This is a genomic window from Pseudomonas sp. C5pp (genome assembly GCF_000814065.1).
GTDB classification, from domain to species: domain Bacteria; phylum Pseudomonadota; class Gammaproteobacteria; order Pseudomonadales; family Pseudomonadaceae; genus Aquipseudomonas; species Aquipseudomonas asiatica.
This window is the reverse complement of sequence record NZ_JWLN01000001.1, coordinates 149612-166253: the sequence shown is the minus strand read 5'-3', so window position 1 is coordinate 166253 and position 16642 is coordinate 149612. Positions and strand designations below refer to the sequence as shown.

Here is a 16642-nt window from a genome sequence, read left to right as displayed (position 1 = left end):
GTTCGGCCTTAGAACTCTTTGCGGAATTGGATGAAGCCCGAGCGCTCGGCAACCTGTTGGTACAGGCTGATGGCGGTGGCGTTGGTCTCATGGGTCACCCAGTACACCTTGATGCAGTTGTCGGTCTTGGCTTGGGCGTAGACGTGCTCGATCAGCTGGCGGCCGATGCCCAGGCCGCGCTGCCCGCTGTCCACGTACAGGTCCTGCAGGTAGCAGGCGTTGCCAATGCTCCAGTTGGAACGATGGTAGATGAAGTTGACCATGCCCACCGCCTTGCCATCGACCCAGGCCAAGGCTGAATGGGTCGGTTCGTTTGGGTCGAGCAGGCGTTGCCAGGTGCTGAGGCTGACCTCATCGGCCAATTCGGATTCATAGAAGTGCAAGTAGGCCTGCCACAGGGCGAGCCAGGCAGCATGGTCTTGGGTGGTGACAGGACGCAGGGTGACGCTGGACATGGGCTATTCCTTCAGAGTTGGCGCATATGCGCCGCGAGTTGGTTATCCAGGTAATCGGGGCTGGCGCTAAGGCCTTCACGCACGCCGGCAATGTCTTGCTCAGAGCGGTTCTGGCTTAGCTTGCGCGCGCCTTGCAGGCGGGTGATGGGCAAGCGAACACCGACGATGGCGCGGAGCATGCCATCGAGGTAATCACGCGGGGTGTCGGTGACTTTCCACGGTTCGCCGCGGCCTTGTTCGTGGCGCTCGGTCAGTCGGCTGACAATGGCCAGCAAGGGTTCGGCTTCGTGGATCACTTCGGCTGGGCCATAGGCGTGCACGGCCAGGTAGTTCCAGGTTGGCACCACCTTGGGGTTGTCGGCTTTGCTCGGGTAGTAACCGGGGCTGACATAGGCATCGGCGCCGGGGAACACCAGCAGGGCTTCGCCACCTTGCCTCAGGTCGTGCCATTGGGGGTTGGCCCGCGCCAGGTGGGCATAGACGGTGCCGAATTCGCCTTCGGCAATATCGACCAGCACTGGCAGGTGCGTGGCCAGCAGGCCTTGTTCGCCCTGGCTGACCAGGATGGCCAGACGGGTGTCGAGCATGTGCTGGTGCAGGCGCCCGAGGTCGTGTTCCTGATGGGGTTTGCTGTTGTACATGCTCGGTTTCCTTGTGCGATGGCTCCATCCTAGGCAGGCTATTGGTTCATAGTAAGAGCCATTAACAGCTGTTTTTATAGGTCCAATGCCATGAACGAGCGCCCCCTCGTGTTGCCTTTCGACCCTGCCGGGATCGACCTCGATCGCCGCCGCGGGCTCAGCCAGCAGCTGTACCAGGCGCTACGTGCGCGGGTGCTGGACGGGCGCCTGAGCAGTGGCACACGGCTACCGGCCACTCGTGATCTGGCCGCCATGCTGGCGCTGTCACGCAACAGTGTGGTGCGGGCCTATGACCAGCTATATGCCGAGGGCTACATCGAAAGCCGGGTAGGCGACGGCACCTATGTGAGCCAGTTACCGAAGCTCTCAAGTGCAAAACTATCCACAAAAGTATCCACAGGGTTATCCCGTGTGTTATCAACAGACTTATCCACAAATCCCTCGAAAAATACTGAGGATTTATCCAGCAAGCGCCGTTCCAGCGAGCCTTTGCAGCGCCTGAAAAGTAACCATCTGCCGCCCCCAAGAAGCGGTGCACCGCGTGCTTTTCGCGTCGGTATTCCGGCGTTCGACCTGTTCCCCTTCGACGTCTGGGCCAAGCTGCAGGCGGGTTTCTGGCGCAACCCGGCTCCGGCGCAGTTGGGTTATGGTGACCCGGCAGGCGAGCCGCTGCTGCGCGAACTGATCGCGGCCTACCTACGTCGCTCGCGTGGACTGAGTTGTACCGCTGAACAAATTGTGATCACCAGTGGTGCGCAGCAGGCTATCAGCCTTTGTGCACAGTTGCTGCTGCAGCCCGGCGACGGTGTGGCTGTGGAAAACCCGGGTTACCGCGCAGCCGGGCATGCCTTTGCGCTGGCCGGTGGCAGGCTGTGTGGCGTGCCGGTGGACGAGGACGGCATGGACTGTCGCCGGCTCGGGCAACTGACGGATTGCCGGCTGGCCTATGTCACGCCAGCCCACCAGTACCCGACCGGGGTGACCATGAGCCTGGCGCGACGCCTGGAACTGCTGGCCTGGGCCGAGCGCAGCGAAGGCTGGATCATCGAAGACGACTACGACGGCGAGTACCGGTACAGCGGTGCGCCCTTGGCCCCGCTGGCGGCGCTCGACCGGCACGGGCGGGTGCTGTACGTCGGTACCTTCGGCAAGATTGCCTTTCCGGCGTTGCGCCTGGGCTATCTGGTACTGCCACCACAACTGGCGCAGCCGTTCAGCCAGGGCAGGGCGCTGGCGGTGCGGCATTCGGAGGTCAGTAGCCAGTGCGTGATGGCCGAGTTCATGGCCCGGGGGCACTTCCAGCGGCATATTCGGCGCATGCGCAAGGCGGCGTTGAGCCGGCGCAATGTGCTGAAGGCTGGCTGGCCCGTGGATATTCCGGGTTTGAGCGGCATGCCGGAGGTGGCGGCCGGGCTGCATGTGAAGGTGGATGTGGATAACTTTGCGCGGGAGCAGGAGTTGGTGGCCAAGGCTGAAGCGGTGGGGGTTGAGGTGACGCCGCTTAGCAATTTCTGGCTGGCTGACAGCGAGGTGCCTGTGGATAAAAGGGCAGGGCTGGTGCTGGGTTTTGCAGCGGTGCCGGAGGGGGAGATTGCCGAGGCGTTGATGCGCTTGCGCAAGGCCTGGAGAAAGTGAATGGGGCCGCCTAGCGGCCCCGGCTCTAAATCAGGTACCAGACTTGATCCGTGTCCAGGCCCTGGTCCGAGCTCGCTCGGCATCCCGCGCCAAGGGCTTGAGGGTATACAGCTTGGCCATCGCCTCCGCTGTAGGATACAGGTTGGGGTTGTTGCGAATCGCCGGGTCGACCTTGTCGGTCGCATCCTTGTTCGGGTTCGGGTACCCGACAAAGTCGCTGATAGGCGCAATCACCTCAGGCCGCAGTAAGTAGTTGATGAACGCGTGGGCATCTTCCGGGTTGGTCGCATTCTTCGGAATCGCCAGCATATCAAACCAGATCGGTGCACCTTCCTTGGGCAGGCGCATGTCCACCACCACGCCATTCTTCGCCTCGCGGGCGCGGTTGGCTGCCTGAGAGAAGCTACCGCTGTAGCCCACTGCAACGCAGATATCGCCGTTGGCGATGTCAGCCATGTACTTCGAGGAATGGAAGTAGGTGATGTGCGGGCGAATCTTCAGCATCAGCGCTTCGGCTTTCTTGTAATCAGCCGGTTTGTCGCTGTTCGGTGGCAGGCCCAGGTACTGCAGGGCCAGCGGCATGATCTCCGACGGCGAGTCGAGCAGGGCCACGCCGCATTGCTTGAGCTTGGAAATGTTCTCTTCCTTGAAGATCAGGTCCCAACTGTCCACCGGGGCGTTGTCGCCGAGCGCAGCCTTGACCTTGGCCGGGTTGAAGCCGATCAGCACTGTGCCGTACATGTAGGGTACGGCAAATTTGTTGCCGGGGTCGTTGGCTTCGATCAGCTTCATCAGCGCCGGGTCCAGGTGCTGCCAGTTCGGCAGCTTGCTGCGGTCCAGCGGCTGGAACACACCCGCTTCGATCTGCTTGGCGAGGAACACGTTGGATGGCACTACCACGTCATATCCGGAGTTGCCGGTCAGCAGTTTCGCTTCCAGCGCCTCGTTGGTGTCGAAGATGTCGTAGATCAGCTTCACTCCGCTGTCTTTCTGGAACTCGGTGAGAGTTTGCGGAGTGATGTAGTCGAACCAGTTGAACACCCGCAGGGTGCGCTGTTCGGCCTGGGCCTGCAGGGCACCGGTGAACAGGGTAGCGGCGATGAACGGGGCGAGCAGACGCTTGAGTCGAACCATTATCGGGCTCCTGGCTGGGCCTGCTGGAAGCCTTCCAGCACATTGACCGCGTTGATACCGATTTCTTCCACAGCGTAGCCGCCTTCCATCACGAAAAGGGTCGGCTTGCCGAGCTGGGCGATGCGCTTGCCCATTTCCAGGTAGTCCGGGCTGTCCAGCTTGAACTGCGAGATCGGGTCGTCTTTGAAGGTATCCACACCCAGCGAGATCACCAGCACTTCAGCGTCATAGGCGGCGATGCGCTGGCAGGCGTCCTCCAGGGCGGCGTTCCAGGCGGCCCAGTCGCTGCCAGCCGGCAGTGGGTAGTTGATGTTGCAGCCTTCGCCGGCACCCTCGCCGGTTTCATCGGCATAGCCGAGGAAGAACGGGAACTCGTCGCGCGGGTCGCCATGGATCGAGGCGAAGAACACATCGTTGCGGCTGTAGAAGATGTCCTGGGTGCCGTTGCCGTGGTGATAGTCGACATCGAGGATTGCGACCTTGCGCCGGCCCTGGTCAAGGAAGGCCTGGGCGGCGATGGCGGCGTTGTTCAGGTAGCAATAGCCGCCCATGACTTCGCCAGCCGCATGGTGCCCTGGCGGGCGGCACAGGGCGAAGGCGGAATGGGCGCCTTGCTGGATCGCCGCCTGGGCGGTGAGGGCGACCTGGGCGGCGCTGTAGGCAGCCTGCCAGGTCCCGGCGGTGATCGGTGCGCCGGCGTCGAAGCTGTAGTAGCCCAGCTCACCGTGCAGGCCGGTGGGTTTTATCTGGCGCAGGGAGCGTGCGGGCCAGGTGAATGGCAGCAGGTCGCCTTCCTGGCCCAGTGCGGCCCAGCGCGCCCAGGCACCTTCGAAGAAATCCAGGTAGTCGGCACTGTGGATGCGCAGCAACGGTGCGCGCCCGAAGTCGGTGGGGCCCTGGATGTCGCCAAGGTTGCGCTTTTTGACCTGGTCGAGCACATGGTCGGCGCGTGACGGCATTTCGAAACAGGGCATCAGCTTGCCGTCGATCAGCTCGCAGCGGCCATGGTGCAGGCGGTGGTCATCGGAATAGATCGTCAGCATTGTTGTTCTCCATTGGATACTGGCGTGGGCCCATTTTCATGGGCGAGCCACCTGGGGAGAACGACGCATACGGCCAAAAGGGGATCGATGTGGCCAAGCTCATTGGCAGAATTTGTTGGTGGCCTGTACTGGCCCTTTCGCGGGTGAACCCGCTCCCACAGGTACAGTGTTGCACCTGAGTGGGTGCAATCCCTGTGGGAGCGGGTTCACCCGCGAAAGGGCCGGTACAGGTCAACCGCGGAAGTGACTGGGCGCGACGCCACTCCAACGCTGGAAGGCATGCCGAAAACTGGCGGTCTCGCTGAACCCCAGGGACTCGGCAATCCGGTAGATCGGCATCTGCGCATCAGCCAGCAACTGTTTGGCCCGCTCGAACCTCAGTTCATCCAGCAGCTGTTGATAACTGCTGCCCAACGCCTGCAAATGTCGGCGCAGGGTGCGCGATGAGCAGTTCATCTGACGTGCGAGCCCTTCCAGCCCGGGCGCTGCATCCAGTTGCTGCGCCAGCAGTTGGCGAATCCGCCCCAGCCAGGCCTGGCGGCCGGTGAATTCCAGGTTCAGGCGCCGGCAGCGTTCGCTCATGGCCTTGTGGGTAATCGGGTCGGCCAGCGGCAGTGGCGTGTCCAGCCAGCGCCGTTCGAAGGCAAAGGCATTGTCCTCGGCGTCGAAACCTACCGGGCACTGGAATGCCCCGGTATAGAGAGCATGGTAACCGGGCCGTGGGTGTTCGAAACGAGCACCCAGCAGAGGCAGCGGGCGGCCGAGCAGGTCGTCGCAGATGACCTTCAGCGACACCAGGCAGAACTCGGCATTGAAGGCGGTCAGCGCCGGGCTGTCGTGGTAATCGCTGGCGCTGAACCAGACACGCTGGCCGTCATCGAGCAAACGCAGCTTGAAGATTGTTCCCAGCAGTGCCGGATACTGCAGTGCCAAGCGCAAGGCGTCACCCAAAGTGGCACTGGAGAGTAGGGCGTAACCGAGCATGCCGTAGCACGACACATGCATGCGCTGGCCCAGCTCCAGGCCTATATCTTCGCGTCGGGCAACGGCGTTGGCGCACACCTGCAGTTCCTGCTGGGTGGTGATACGCGCATCGGCATGGCCCAGGTCTGCCGGGCCGATGCCGCTGCCGGCCAGCAGCGCCGACGCCTCGCAGCCGTCTGCCTGGAAGACGTTGAGGATCAGCGAAACCGCGTTGAGGGTGGTCAGGTGGCTGTGCAGCATGCTGGGTAATCCCGTTGGCCTGGGACGCATTATGGAGCAAGTTGTGTGCCGATGTTCGGGGGGCCGCAAAGCAGCCCCAAAATCCTTCAGGCAAAAAAAAAGGCCCGAAGCATAGGCTCGGGCCTTTGAAAGGTTGAGAGGTGTCTAGTCCCTCGACCTGGTGAGACTGTTTACAGCAGCCTGGTTACGCCTTCAGCGGAACCAGACGGGGAGCGATCATGTTTTCCGGACGCAGGATGTCGTCGAGCATCGCGTCGTCCAGCAGCTTCTCTTCGCGCACCAGTTCCAGTACGCCGCGGCCGGTTTCCAGGGCAACGCGGGCGATACGGGTGGCGTTTTCGTAGCCGATGTACGGGTTCAGGGCGGTGACCAGGCCGATCGAGTGCTCGACCAGTTCACGGCAGCGCTGTTCGTTGGCGGTGATGCCGACGATGCAGTGCTCGCGCAGCATGTCCATGGCACGTTGCAGCAGGCGGATCGAGTCGAAGATCTTGTAGGCGATCAGCGGCTCCATCACGTTCAGCTGCAGCTGGCCACCTTCGGCGGCGACGGTCAGGGCCAGGTCGTTGCCCATGATGGCGAAGGCCACCTGGTTGACGGCTTCCGGGATAACCGGGTTGACCTTGCCTGGCATGATCGAGCTGCCTGGCTGACGCGCTGGCAGGTTGATTTCGTTGATGCCGGTGCGTGGGCCGCTGGACAGCAGGCGCAGGTCGTTGCAAATCTTCGACAGCTTGACTGCAGTACGCTTGAGCATGCCGGAGAACAGTACGAAGGCGCCCATGTCGGAGGTGGCTTCGATCAGGTCGGCCGCCGGTACCAGCGGTTGGCCGCTGATGGCAGCCAGGCGCTGTACGGCCAGGGCCTGGTAGCCAGGGTCGGCGTTGATGCCGGTACCGATGGCGGTACCGCCCAGGTTGATTTCGGTCAGCAGTTCCGGGGCCAGCGAGCGCAGGCGCTGCAGGTCTTCGGTCATGGTGGTGGCGAAGGCACGGAATTCCTGGCCCAGGGTCATCGGTACGGCGTCCTGCAGCTGGGTACGGCCCATCTTCAGTACGTGGTCGAACTCTTTACCCTTGGCAGCGAAGGCCTGGATCAGGCTGTCGAGGCTGGCCAGCAGCGCGTCGTGGCCCAGCAGCAGGCCCAGGCGGATAGCCGTCGGGTAGGCGTCGTTGGTCGACTGCGCCATGTTCACGTCGTTGTTCGGGTGCAGGTACTGGTACTCACCCTTCTGGTGGCCCATGGCCTCCAGCGCAACGTTGGCGATCACTTCGTTGGCGTTCATGTTGGTAGAAGTACCAGCACCGCCCTGGATCATGTCCACTACGAACTGGTCGTGGTAATCGCCTTTGATCAGGCGGGCGCAGGCTGCGGTGATTGCAGCGTGCTTGGCATCGCTCAGGTGGCCCAGCTCACGGTTGGCGTCAGCAGCAGCCTGCTTGACCATGGCCAGGGCCACGACCAGCTTCGGATAGTGCGACAGCGGAACACCGGAGAGGTGGAAGTTGTTGGCAGCGCGCAGGGTCTGGATGCCGTAGTAGGCATCTGCAGGAACTTCAAGGGTACCCAACAAATCTTTTTCGACGCGGAACGATGCAGCGGAGGACATGATGTATATCATCTCGATTTTGACCCGGCACATGCCGGAATGGCGCCAATCCTAGGCCTGAAGGTGATTTTGCGGCCAATGCTGTTGCACGCTAACCTATGCACAAACGGCATAGTGTTTCATGTGACGCCAATTGATATTCGAGCGTGTTCCATTTTGGTGCACGCCAGGAGATGTGCTTCGTGAACCTTGAAAGCAAATGGCTGGAAGACTTCAGCGCGCTGGCTGCGACCCGCAGTTTTTCCCAGGCGGCAGAGCGGCGTTTCGTTACCCAACCTGCCTTCAGCCGGCGTATACGCAGTCTGGAAGCAGCTTTGGGCCTGCAATTGGTGAATCGTTCCCGCACGCCGATCGAACTGACCGAGGCCGGGCAGCTGTTTCTCGTCACCGCGCGTACTGTTGTCGACCAATTGAGCGAAATTCTCCGCCATTTGCATCACCTGGAGGGCGGGCAAGGTGAAGTGGTACAGGTGGCCGCTGCACACTCGCTGGCGTCGGGCTTTTTCCCGCGTTGGGTGGCCCAGTTGCGCAACGATGGTTTGAACATCGCCACCCGCCTGGTTGCGACCAACGTCGGAGATGCCGTGCATGCATTGCGTGAAGGTGGCTGCGACCTGATGCTGGCCTTCTATGACCCGGATGCCGCCTTGCAGATGGATGCCGAAATCTTCCCGTCGCTGCACATGGGCACCACTGAAATGTTGCCGGTGTGCGCCGTGGATGCCGACGGCAAGCCGTTGTTCGACCTGGAAGGCGAGGGCAGTGTGCCGCTGCTGGCGTATACCGCCGGCGCTTTCCTCGGTCGGTCGGTCAATTTGCTGCTGCGCCAGCGAAACCTGCGCTATACCACCGTCTACGAAACCGCCATGGCCGACAGCCTCAAGAGCATGGCGTTGGAGGGCATGGGCATCGCCTGGGTGCCGCGCCTGTCGATGCGTGGCGAACTGGAGCGGGGCGAACTGGCGATCTGCGGCGGCAGCCAGTGGCATGTGCCACTGGAAATTCGTCTGTACCGCTGCGCACTGGTGCGCAAGGCCAACGTCCGCTTGTTGTGGCGCAAGCTTGAGTCGTCAGGCGCACAAGGTGAGGCTTCAGTTTGAGTTGTATTTCAAGTAGTCCGCGATATTCGCGCGATTCTTGTCGCTGTAGCGGTAGCAATTGGATCGGGCCGGTACACGGGGGTGGGTGTACGTTTCACACACCCAGCCATTGAATTTCAGTTCGGCATCTTCGTGCGTGGCGCCTAGCAAATGACCGATTTCATGGGCTGGAGCACCGTATGCACCTGCCGACGCAATAGCCGTGTTTTGCTTCTGATAGGCAAGGCCTGCGTTGTAGTTCAGGCCGCTGTGATCATAGCTGTTGCGCGTCAGCAGCAGTTGTTTATCCATAAAGGAAAAGGATGGGTGGCGCTGTTGTTCATGCAGTTGCCGGGCGAAGGCCTCGAGTAGTTGAGCGGACGGCATTCCTGCATAAGCAATATCGGTAATGTGTTCTACCTCGCGTTGAAATATGACCTCGATGGACTGTTGGCTGAAACTGCGCATCTCGTCCAGCCAATGCTGAAAGAAGTCCTTGTTCAATTGCTCATTGCTCATGTCGGCAAGGTCGTCGTGAACATAGACGGTGACGGTAAGCGAGCGGGCAGCAGAAGCAGCTGGCAGTTGCAAGCTGAGTACCAGGCCACACGAAAGCGCGAAGAGGCGTGAAACACTCATATGTACGTACCTGAATTTTCGAGATCGGGGATACAAGCGTCTGGTATTCGTCAACCCAGAGGCGGCAGGAAAAAGTTGTCCTGCGAGACAGCTTGCCCTTTGATCCGACATGTGCTTGCGGGGGTGGGCGCAGAGCCTTGAAATACGCTACAATCCCGCGCCTTCGGCCGACCTGGTCGATTTAGAATCCGTATGACAAGCCACGCCGGCCCACCTGCGTGGCTTGTTGCTTTTAGCGCGCCAGAAGGCGCTTGCAGGAGAGGCTCGACGATGAGTGCACTGGTTGGCGTGATCATGGGCTCCAAGTCCGATTGGTCCACCCTTAGCCACACCGCCGATATGCTGGAAAAACTCGGCATTCCCTACGAGGTGAAGGTGGTTTCCGCCCACCGTACCCCGGATCTGCTGTTCCAGTATGCCGAGGAGGCTGAGGGTCGTGGCATCGAGGTGATCATCGCCGGTGCCGGTGGCGCTGCCCACCTGCCAGGCATGTGCGCCGCCAAGACCCACCTGCCGGTGCTGGGTGTGCCCGTGCAATCGTCGATGCTGTCGGGTGTCGATTCGCTGCTGTCGATCGTGCAGATGCCAGCCGGCGTGCCGGTTGCCACCCTGGCCATCGGTCGTGCCGGTGCGGTCAACGCGGCGCTGCTGTCGGCCAGCATCCTCGGCGCCAAGTACCCGCAGTACCACGCGGCGCTCAAGCAGTTCCGCACGGAACAGACCGACACCGTGCTGGACAACCCAGACCCGCGCCAGGCTTGAGGCTCAACCCATGAAGATCGGTGTAATCGGTGGCGGCCAGCTGGGCCGCATGCTGGCCCTGGCGGGTACCCCGCTGGGCATGAACTTCGCTTTCCTCGACCCGGCGCCGGACGCCTGCGCCGCGCCGCTGGGCGAGCACCTGCGTGCCGACTACGGCGACCAGGACCACCTGCGTCAGCTGGCCGACGAAGTCGACCTGGTCACCTTCGAGTTCGAAAGCGTCCCGGCCGAGACCGTGGCCTTCCTCTCGCAGTTCGTGCCGGTGTACCCCAGCGCCGAAGCGCTGCGCATCGCCCGTGACCGCCTGTTCGAAAAGAGCATGTTCCGTGACCTGGGTATCCCTACCCCGGCCTTCGCCGACATCCTCTCGCAGGCCGACCTGGACGCCGCGGTGGCCAGCATCGGCCTGCCGGCCGTGCTGAAAACCCGCACCCTGGGTTACGACGGCAAGGGCCAGAAGGTGCTGCGCACGCCTGAGGACGTGGTCGGTACCTTTGCCGAGCTGGGCAGTGTCCCTTGCCTGCTGGAAGGCTTCGTGCCGTTCACCGGTGAAGTATCTCTGGTAGCCGTGCGTGCCCGTGATGGTGAAACCCGCTTCTACCCGCTGGTGCACAACACCCACGAAAGCGGCATCCTGCGCCTGTCGGTCGCCAGCCAGGCGCATCCGCTGCAGGCCCTGGCCGAAGACTACGTCGGCCGTGTGCTACAAAAGCTGGATTACGTAGGCGTCATGGCCTTCGAGTTCTTCGAAGTGGACGGTGGCCTGAAGGCCAACGAAATTGCCCCGCGCGTGCACAACTCAGGGCACTGGACCATCGAAGGCGCCGAATGCAGCCAGTTCGAGAACCACCTGCGCGCCGTCGCCGGCCTGCCGCTGGGCTCGACCGCCAAGGTCGGCGAGAGCGCGATGCTCAACTTCATCGGTGAAGTGCCGGCGGTGGAAAAGGTAGTTGCCATCGGTGACTGCCACCTGCATCACTATGGCAAGGCGTTCAAGGCCGGTCGCAAGGTTGGCCACGCCACCCTGCGCTGCCACGACATGGCCACCCTCGAGCGCAAGATTGCCGAAGTAGAAGCCCTGATCGGCAACTGATCGAACTTCTACCAGCGGCTTGCCCTCTGAAATGGCAACGAGCCAAAGCGCTGTCTAGGCTTTGGCTTGTTCCATCTTCACTGCAGAGGGATTGCCATGGGTATCATTGGAACCATCTTCATCGGCCTTGTCGTCGGCCTGCTGGCCCGCTTCATCAAGCCGGGGGACGACAGCATGGGCTGGATCATGACCATCCTGCTGGGGATTGCCGGCTCCCTGCTGGCCACCTACGGCGGCCAGGCACTGGGCATCTATCAGGCCGGGCAGGCTGCGGGATTCCTTGGCGCGCTGGTCGGTGCCGTGATCCTTCTGGTGATTTACGGATTCATCAAGAAGCGCTGATTAGTGGTTAGAATGCCCGGCAATTCATTGGAGTTGCCGAGCATTTTCATGCGTGCCTTTTTCCTCGCCCCACTGTTGCTGGCCAGCGCCCTGGCCCATGCCGAACTGCCTGAAACCGACTGGCTGGAGCTGATGCCCGAGTCGGACCAGCAGGCCCTCGAGCAAATGCCCGAGATCGATCACAACTCGCCGGAAGCCATGGGTACCTTTACCGACAAGGGCGGCCTGAAGCAGAGCAAGGGCCTGCCGGCGGTGATGTACTCGACCAAGACGGTGGCGGCCATGAATGGCAAGGATATTCGCCTTGGGGGCTATCCGGTGCCGCTGGAGAGCGATGCCAAGGGCAACAGCACGCTGTTCTTCCTGGTGCCGTACCCAGGCGCGTGCATCCATGTGCCGCCGCCACCGCCGAACCAGCTGGTGCTGGTGCGCTACCCGAAGGGTCTGAAGATCGATGATATCTACACACCGCTGTGGGTCAGCGGCAAGCTGAAGGTGGAGAAGGTCAGCAATGACCTGGCCGATGCGGCCTATGCGCTGGATGCCGGGAAGGTGAGGGTGGTGGAGGACGCAGACCTCTGATCGCCTGCACTGGCCTCTTCGCGGGCAAGCCCGCGAAGAGGCCCGCATAGGCACTGCAAGACTCAGATCATTTCACAGCCAATCCTGACCCCCAGCGAGCTGCTGCCCCCAGGCTTCAATTCCACCAGGTCATCCCACACATTCGCCGTCTCGATGCACAGCATCCGCTGCCACCCATCGTCGGCCATGTCTGGCAGTTCCCTGGCCCGTTCAGTCCAAGGGTTCCAGATCACCGCCGAGCGAGACCCACTGCTGGTCAAGGTAATGCGCCGCTCCCAATGCGGGTCGACGATGCTAAGAGTTTGCGGGGTCGCCAGGTAGATCCGGTCAGTCTCCCCGGCAAACCCTAGTGGCCCCTTCTGCTGGCGCTGCTCCCAGTCAGCCAGGGTCTCGATATAGCTCAGCCCTTCCACCCCTTCGACCCGCGCCTGGCGCACATCACTGACGGCAAAGTAGCTGTGCAGTGCCTGGCTGATGGTGACGGGGGTATTTCCCATGTTCCGGCTGGTCAGGTTCAGCCGCAGGTCCTCGCCCAGCTCCACTACCAGCTTCAGCTCGACGTCATGAGGCCAGCCAGGCAGGTCACCCTGCGCTTCCGGCAGTTCGAATTCGATGCGCAGGCCTTCGCCCGCCTCCTCGATACCCAGCAATTGCCAGTCGCGCGCGCGCGCCAGGCCGTGGGCGGGTGCCTGTTCGCCGTGGTACATGGCCTGCACGGCCTGGGGGTTGCGCTGCAGGTTGCCGAACCACGGCCAGCACACCGGCACACCGGCGCGTACCGACTTGCCCTTACGGAAGATGGCCTGGTCGCTCAGCCACAGCAGCGGTGGCTGGCCAACGCGCTGGTAGCTGAGGATCTGCGCGCCCTGCTGGGCGATCAGTAGTTCGGCGTGGTCACTGCTGATACGCCAGCAGTTGAGTTCGCCATGTTGCTCGGTTACGACCTGGAAGGTAGCCATTGCATTCATCTCATTGATTGCCAGTGGGCCTTGGACCCGGGCACATGCAATGAGTTTACCGCCGGCGTGGCTCAGCGACGAGGTACGGAGCGGGTGCGGCCACTGCCGTCGATAGCGACGAAGACGAAGACTGCTTCGGTGACCTTGCGCCATTCGCTGGACAGCGGGTCGTCGCTCCACACTTCGACCATCATCTGGATCGAGCTGCGGCCGATTTCCAGGGTCTGGGTATAGAACGATAGCTGCGCGCCGACGGCGACCGGGACCAGAAAGGCCATGCGGTCGATGGCCACGGTGGCCACGCGGCCGCCGGCGACACGGCTGGCCATGGCGGTGCCGGCCAGGTCCATCTGGGCGACAAGCCAGCCGCCGAAGATGTCGCCAAACCCGTTGGTTTCGCGCGGGAGTGCGGTGATCTGCAAGGCCAGGTCGCCTTGCGGGATTGGATCTTCTTGTTCGAGCTCAATCATGCGATGGGGCCTCTGACCCGTGACGCTTTTCGTTGGTGTGGCGCAAAGGCCGGGTAAACGATTCAGCTTGAAACATGCTACGCCGATTTCGTTTCACTGGGCGGCCGTAGGGAAACTCTGCGAAACCGCCTGACAGTAATGACCGGCGTTTTCGCACAACATCCCACGTTAGGAGCAACCTTTTCCTACGAAGTGCCAGTATATAGAGCATAACGGCCAGCGACGACCGCGCATTCATGAATATGTATAGGGATTTTGTATCGCTTTCGGCGCAGCTCAGCAATTTGCTATCTTCGCCTGTCTCCCAATCCAGAAGCCGCATGCCAAGCGGCCTGCATGCCCACAAAGAGAACAATGAGCGATGACTTCCGTGCCGAGCAGTATCGAGCAGCCTTCGCGGCCGCTGACCCGCAGTGACTACAAGACCCTCTCACTGTCCGCCCTGGGCGGCGCGCTGGAGTTCTACGACTTCATCATTTTCGTGTTCTTCGCCACAGTGGTCGGCAAGCTGTTCTTCCCGGCTGACATGCCCGAATGGCTGCGCCTGATGCAAACCTTTGGCATTTTCGCCGCCGGCTACCTGGCGCGGCCGCTGGGCGGCATCATCATGGCCCACTTCGGTGACCTGCTCGGGCGCAAGAAGATGTTCACCCTGAGCATCTTCATGATGGCCCTGCCGACGCTGATCATGGGCCTGCTGCCCACTTATGCACAGATCGGCATGTGGGCGCCGATCCTGTTGCTGCTGATGCGCGTGATCCAGGGCGCGGCCATCGGTGGCGAGGTACCGGGCGCCTGGGTATTCGTGTCCGAGCACGTGCCAGAGCGCAACACCGGCTACGCCTGCGGCACCCTCACCGCAGGGCTGACCGCGGGTATCCTGCTTGGCTCGCTGGTGGCGACCCTGATCAACAGCGTCTACAGCGCACAGGAAGTGGCCGATTACGCCTGGCGTATCCCGTTCCTGCTCGGCGGTGTATTCGGCCTGTTCTCGGTGTACCTGCGCCGTTGGCTGCACGAAACCCCGGTGTTCGCCGAGATGCAGCAGCGCAAGGCGCTGGCCGAGGAGCTGCCGTTGCGCGCGGTGCTGCGTGACCATCGCGGCGCGATCATCCTGTCGATGCTGCTGACCTGGATGCTGTCAGCCGCCATCGTGGTGCTCATCCTGATGACTCCGGCGCTGCTGCAGAGCATCTACCACATCAGCCCCACCGACTCGCTCAAGGCCAACAGCCTGGCCATCGTGCTGCTCAGCTTCGGCTGCATCGGCGCTGGCAGCCTGGCCGATCGCTTCGGCGCGGGCCGGGTGTTCGTGATCGGCAGCCTGCTGCTGCTGGCGACCTCCTGGACCTTCTACCACAGCCTGCCGACCCGGCCCGAACTGCTGTTCCCACTGTATGCAGTGACCGGCCTGTGCGTGGGCGTGATTGGCGCGGTGCCTTATGTGATGGTCAAGGCGTTCCCGGCGGTGGTGCGCTTCAGCGGGCTGTCGTTCTCGTACAACGTGGCCTACGCGATCTTTGGCGGGCTGACGCCGATGGTGGTGACTGCGCTGTTGAAAGTGAGCCCGATGGCGCCGGCCTACTATGTGGCGGGGCTGTGTGCCGTTGGTCTGGTTGTTGGCCTGTACCTCCTGGCCAACAAGCGTTAAGGCTGCTGGCCTCTTCGCGGCTAAAGCCGCTCCTACAGAAATCGCACCGGCTTCAAGGCAATGCCGCACCTGTGGGAGCGGCTTTAGCCGCGAAGAGGCCAGACCTGCTTTTGATGATGGCCTTTCATCCAATTGTCATATTCAAGTCATATCGTATTCATGCGGCCTGCAGATACTTGGGCCCGTTCCATCCAACACCCCAATATTCCTGCTAGGAGCAAGGCATGAAACTGAAGCGTTTGATGGCGGCCCTCACCTTTGCCGCCGCTGGCGTTGCAACCGCCAACGCGGTAGCCGCTGTCGATCCTGCGATCCCGACCTACACCAAGACCACCGGTGTTTCGGGCAACCTCTCCAGCGTCGGTTCGGACACCCTCGCCAACCTGATGACTCTGTGGGCCGAGGCCTACAAGAAGGAATATCCGAACGTAAACATCCAGATCCAGGCTGCCGGCTCCTCCACCGCGCCACCCGCGCTGACCGAAGGCACCGCCAACCTCGGCCCGATGAGCCGCAAGATGAAGGACGTCGAGCTGCAGGCCTTCGAGCAGAAGTACGGCTACAAACCGACCGCCATCCCGGTCGCCGTAGACGCCCTGGCTGTGTTCGTGCACAAGGACAACCCGATCAAAGGCCTGACCATGGCCCAGGTCGACGCCATCTTCTCTTCCACCCGCCTGTGCGGTGGCAAAGCCGACGTCAAGACCTGGGGTGACCTGGGCGTGACCGGCGACCTGGCCAACAAGCCCGTGCAGCTGTTCGGCCGTAACTCGGTATCGGGCACCTACGGCTACTTCAAGGAAGAAGCCCTGTGCAAAGGCGACTTCAAGCCTAACGTCAACGAACAGCCTGGCTCGGCTTCGGTCGTGCAGTCGATCAGCTCCTCGCTGAACGGCATCGGCTACTCGGGCATCGGCTACAAGACCGCCAGCGTCAAGACCGTGGCCCTGGCCAAGAAGGAAGGCGGTGAGTTCATTGAGGACAACGAAGCCAACGCTCTGAACGGCACCTACCCGCTGTCGCGCTTCCTGTACGTCTATGTCAACAAGGCGCCGAACAAGCCTCTGGCCCCGCTTGAAGCCGAATTCGTCAAGCTGGTGCTGTCGCAAGCTGGCCAGCAGGTCGTGGTTAAGGATGGCTACATTCCGCTGCCGGCCAAAGTCGTCGACAAGACCTTGGCTGACCTGGGCCTGTCCCACGCCGGTAACGTCGCAAAGAAGTAAGTAACTGAGGGGGAGGCCGGCGCTGATGCCCGGCCTCTTCCACGAAATTTCAGTCCGAAGCCAGGTTTCCTGTGCGGCGGGCTTTCGTGCGTCACCACTTT

General features: G+C 62.0%; 17 protein-coding genes. 8 read left to right on the top strand and 9 right to left on the bottom strand.

Annotated features, from left to right (window positions below):
• Positions 1–8: 8 nt before the first annotated feature.
• Together RR51_RS00765 and RR51_RS00760 are read right to left on the bottom strand one after the other, a co-directional pair.
• Positions 9–455, bottom strand: coding sequence for a GNAT family N-acetyltransferase (locus tag RR51_RS00765; RefSeq protein WP_039612355.1), 447 nt, complete (start codon positions 453–455; stop codon positions 9–11).
• Between the two features lie 11 nt (positions 456–466).
• Complete coding sequence (locus RR51_RS00760) at positions 467–1096, bottom strand: FMN-binding negative transcriptional regulator (RefSeq protein ID WP_039612354.1); 630 nt, start codon at positions 1094–1096, stop codon at positions 467–469.
• 90 nt (positions 1097–1186) lie between these two features.
• Between RR51_RS00760 and pdxR the strand changes: the two genes are divergently transcribed.
• The gene (pdxR, locus tag RR51_RS00755; protein WP_039612353.1) at positions 1187–2731 is read left to right on the top strand and encodes a MocR-like pyridoxine biosynthesis transcription factor PdxR; all 1545 of its coding nucleotides are present in this window, start codon (positions 1187–1189) and stop codon (positions 2729–2731) included.
• A 30-nt stretch (positions 2732–2761) separates the two neighbouring features.
• On the opposite strand, the gene RR51_RS00750 is transcribed toward pdxR, so the two are convergent.
• The 4 genes from RR51_RS00750 to aspA form a co-directional block, all read right to left on the bottom strand.
• Positions 2762–3865, bottom strand: a complete 1104-nt coding sequence (locus RR51_RS00750; RefSeq protein ID WP_039612352.1) for a polyamine ABC transporter substrate-binding protein — start codon at positions 3863–3865, stop codon at positions 2762–2764.
• Positions 3865–4908 carry a histone deacetylase family protein gene (locus RR51_RS00745; protein WP_039612351.1) on the bottom strand — a complete coding sequence of 348 codons (1044 nt, stop codon included), beginning with the start codon at positions 4906–4908 and terminating at the stop codon, positions 3865–3867. The genes RR51_RS00750 and RR51_RS00745 overlap by 1 nt, the downstream gene beginning before the upstream one ends.
• A 231-nt stretch (positions 4909–5139) precedes the next feature.
• Complete coding sequence (locus tag RR51_RS00740) at positions 5140–6132, bottom strand: AraC family transcriptional regulator (protein WP_013974830.1); 993 nt, start codon at positions 6130–6132, stop codon at positions 5140–5142.
• Positions 6133–6316: 184 nt separating this feature from the next.
• Complete coding sequence (aspA, locus tag RR51_RS00735; protein ID WP_003260072.1) at positions 6317–7741, bottom strand: aspartate ammonia-lyase; 1425 nt, start codon at positions 7739–7741, stop codon at positions 6317–6319.
• Positions 7742–7923: 182 nt separating this feature from the next.
• On the opposite strand from aspA, the gene RR51_RS00730 reads away from it, so the two are divergent.
• Complete coding sequence (locus RR51_RS00730) at positions 7924–8841, top strand: LysR substrate-binding domain-containing protein (RefSeq protein WP_013974829.1); 918 nt, start codon at positions 7924–7926, stop codon at positions 8839–8841.
• Here the strand turns inward: RR51_RS00730 and RR51_RS00725 are convergent.
• Positions 8833–9459 (bottom strand): hypothetical protein, encoded by a 627-nt coding sequence (locus RR51_RS00725; protein WP_039612350.1) that lies wholly within the window; start codon positions 9457–9459, stop codon positions 8833–8835. The two genes, RR51_RS00730 and RR51_RS00725, sit on opposite strands and share 9 nt — an antisense overlap.
• A gap of 270 nt (positions 9460–9729) precedes the next feature.
• Here RR51_RS00725 and purE point away from each other — a divergent pair, with 270 nt between their 5' ends.
• From purE to RR51_RS00705, 4 genes are all read left to right on the top strand, one after another.
• A complete protein-coding gene (purE, locus tag RR51_RS00720) occupies positions 9730–10221 on the top strand; it encodes a 5-(carboxyamino)imidazole ribonucleotide mutase (RefSeq protein WP_003253304.1) in 492 nt (163 codons plus the stop codon).
• Positions 10222–10231: 10 nt separating this feature from the next.
• On the top strand, positions 10232–11314 hold the full coding sequence (locus RR51_RS00715; protein WP_013974827.1) for a 5-(carboxyamino)imidazole ribonucleotide synthase: 1083 nt from the start codon (positions 10232–10234) through the stop codon (positions 11312–11314).
• A gap of 96 nt (positions 11315–11410) precedes the next feature.
• Positions 11411–11656: a GlsB/YeaQ/YmgE family stress response membrane protein gene (locus tag RR51_RS00710; protein WP_039612349.1), complete on the top strand. Its 246-nt coding sequence runs from the start codon at positions 11411–11413 to the stop codon at positions 11654–11656.
• A gap of 48 nt (positions 11657–11704) precedes the next feature.
• Positions 11705–12238 carry a DUF3299 domain-containing protein gene (locus RR51_RS00705; protein ID WP_371033897.1) on the top strand — a complete coding sequence of 178 codons (534 nt, stop codon included), beginning with the start codon at positions 11705–11707 and terminating at the stop codon, positions 12236–12238.
• Between the two features lie 62 nt (positions 12239–12300).
• On the opposite strand, the gene RR51_RS00700 is transcribed toward RR51_RS00705, so the two are convergent.
• Positions 12301–13197, bottom strand: a complete 897-nt coding sequence (locus RR51_RS00700) for a D-hexose-6-phosphate mutarotase (protein ID WP_039612348.1) — start codon at positions 13195–13197, stop codon at positions 12301–12303.
• Positions 13198–13268: 71 nt separating this feature from the next.
• The gene (locus RR51_RS00695) at positions 13269–13667 is read right to left on the bottom strand and encodes an acyl-CoA thioesterase (RefSeq protein WP_003253317.1); all 399 of its coding nucleotides are present in this window, start codon (positions 13665–13667) and stop codon (positions 13269–13271) included.
• A gap of 361 nt (positions 13668–14028) precedes the next feature.
• Here RR51_RS00695 and RR51_RS00690 point away from each other — a divergent pair, with 361 nt between their 5' ends.
• Positions 14029–15318: an MFS transporter gene (locus RR51_RS00690; protein WP_003258167.1), complete on the top strand. Its 1290-nt coding sequence runs from the start codon at positions 14029–14031 to the stop codon at positions 15316–15318.
• A 224-nt stretch (positions 15319–15542) separates the two neighbouring features.
• Positions 15543–16541: a phosphate ABC transporter substrate-binding protein PstS gene (locus RR51_RS00685; protein WP_003258169.1), complete on the top strand. Its 999-nt coding sequence runs from the start codon at positions 15543–15545 to the stop codon at positions 16539–16541.
• Positions 16542–16642 lie beyond the last annotated feature (101 nt).

Excerpts from the sequence above, each read along its gene's own strand:
- RR51_RS00765 (WP_039612355.1), bottom strand. The coding sequence starts at position 455 with ATGTCCAGCGTCACCCTGCGTCCTGTCACCACCCAAGACCATGCTGCC.
- RR51_RS00760 (WP_039612354.1), bottom strand. The coding sequence starts at position 1,096 with ATGTACAACAGCAAACCCCATCAGGAACACGACCTCGGGCGCCTGCAC.
- pdxR (WP_039612353.1), top strand. The coding sequence starts at position 1,187 with ATGAACGAGCGCCCCCTCGTGTTGCCTTTCGACCCTGCCGGGATCGAC.
- RR51_RS00750 (WP_039612352.1), bottom strand. The coding sequence starts at position 3,865 with ATGGTTCGACTCAAGCGTCTGCTCGCCCCGTTCATCGCCGCTACCCTG.
- RR51_RS00745 (WP_039612351.1), bottom strand. The coding sequence starts at position 4,908 with ATGCTGACGATCTATTCCGATGACCACCGCCTGCACCATGGCCGCTGC.
- RR51_RS00740 (WP_013974830.1), bottom strand. The coding sequence starts at position 6,132 with ATGCTGCACAGCCACCTGACCACCCTCAACGCGGTTTCGCTGATCCTC.
- aspA (WP_003260072.1), bottom strand. The coding sequence starts at position 7,741 with ATGTCCTCCGCTGCATCGTTCCGCGTCGAAAAAGATTTGTTGGGTACC.
- RR51_RS00725 (WP_039612350.1), bottom strand. The coding sequence starts at position 9,459 with ATGAGTGTTTCACGCCTCTTCGCGCTTTCGTGTGGCCTGGTACTCAGC.
- purE (WP_003253304.1), top strand. The coding sequence starts at position 9,730 with ATGAGTGCACTGGTTGGCGTGATCATGGGCTCCAAGTCCGATTGGTCC.
- RR51_RS00715 (WP_013974827.1), top strand. The coding sequence starts at position 10,232 with ATGAAGATCGGTGTAATCGGTGGCGGCCAGCTGGGCCGCATGCTGGCC.
- RR51_RS00710 (WP_039612349.1), top strand. The coding sequence starts at position 11,411 with ATGGGTATCATTGGAACCATCTTCATCGGCCTTGTCGTCGGCCTGCTG.
- RR51_RS00705 (WP_371033897.1), top strand. The coding sequence starts at position 11,705 with ATGCGTGCCTTTTTCCTCGCCCCACTGTTGCTGGCCAGCGCCCTGGCC.
- RR51_RS00700 (WP_039612348.1), bottom strand. The coding sequence starts at position 13,197 with ATGGCTACCTTCCAGGTCGTAACCGAGCAACATGGCGAACTCAACTGC.
- RR51_RS00695 (WP_003253317.1), bottom strand. The coding sequence starts at position 13,667 with ATGATTGAGCTCGAACAAGAAGATCCAATCCCGCAAGGCGACCTGGCC.
- RR51_RS00690 (WP_003258167.1), top strand. The coding sequence starts at position 14,029 with ATGACTTCCGTGCCGAGCAGTATCGAGCAGCCTTCGCGGCCGCTGACC.
- RR51_RS00685 (WP_003258169.1), top strand. The coding sequence starts at position 15,543 with ATGAAACTGAAGCGTTTGATGGCGGCCCTCACCTTTGCCGCCGCTGGC.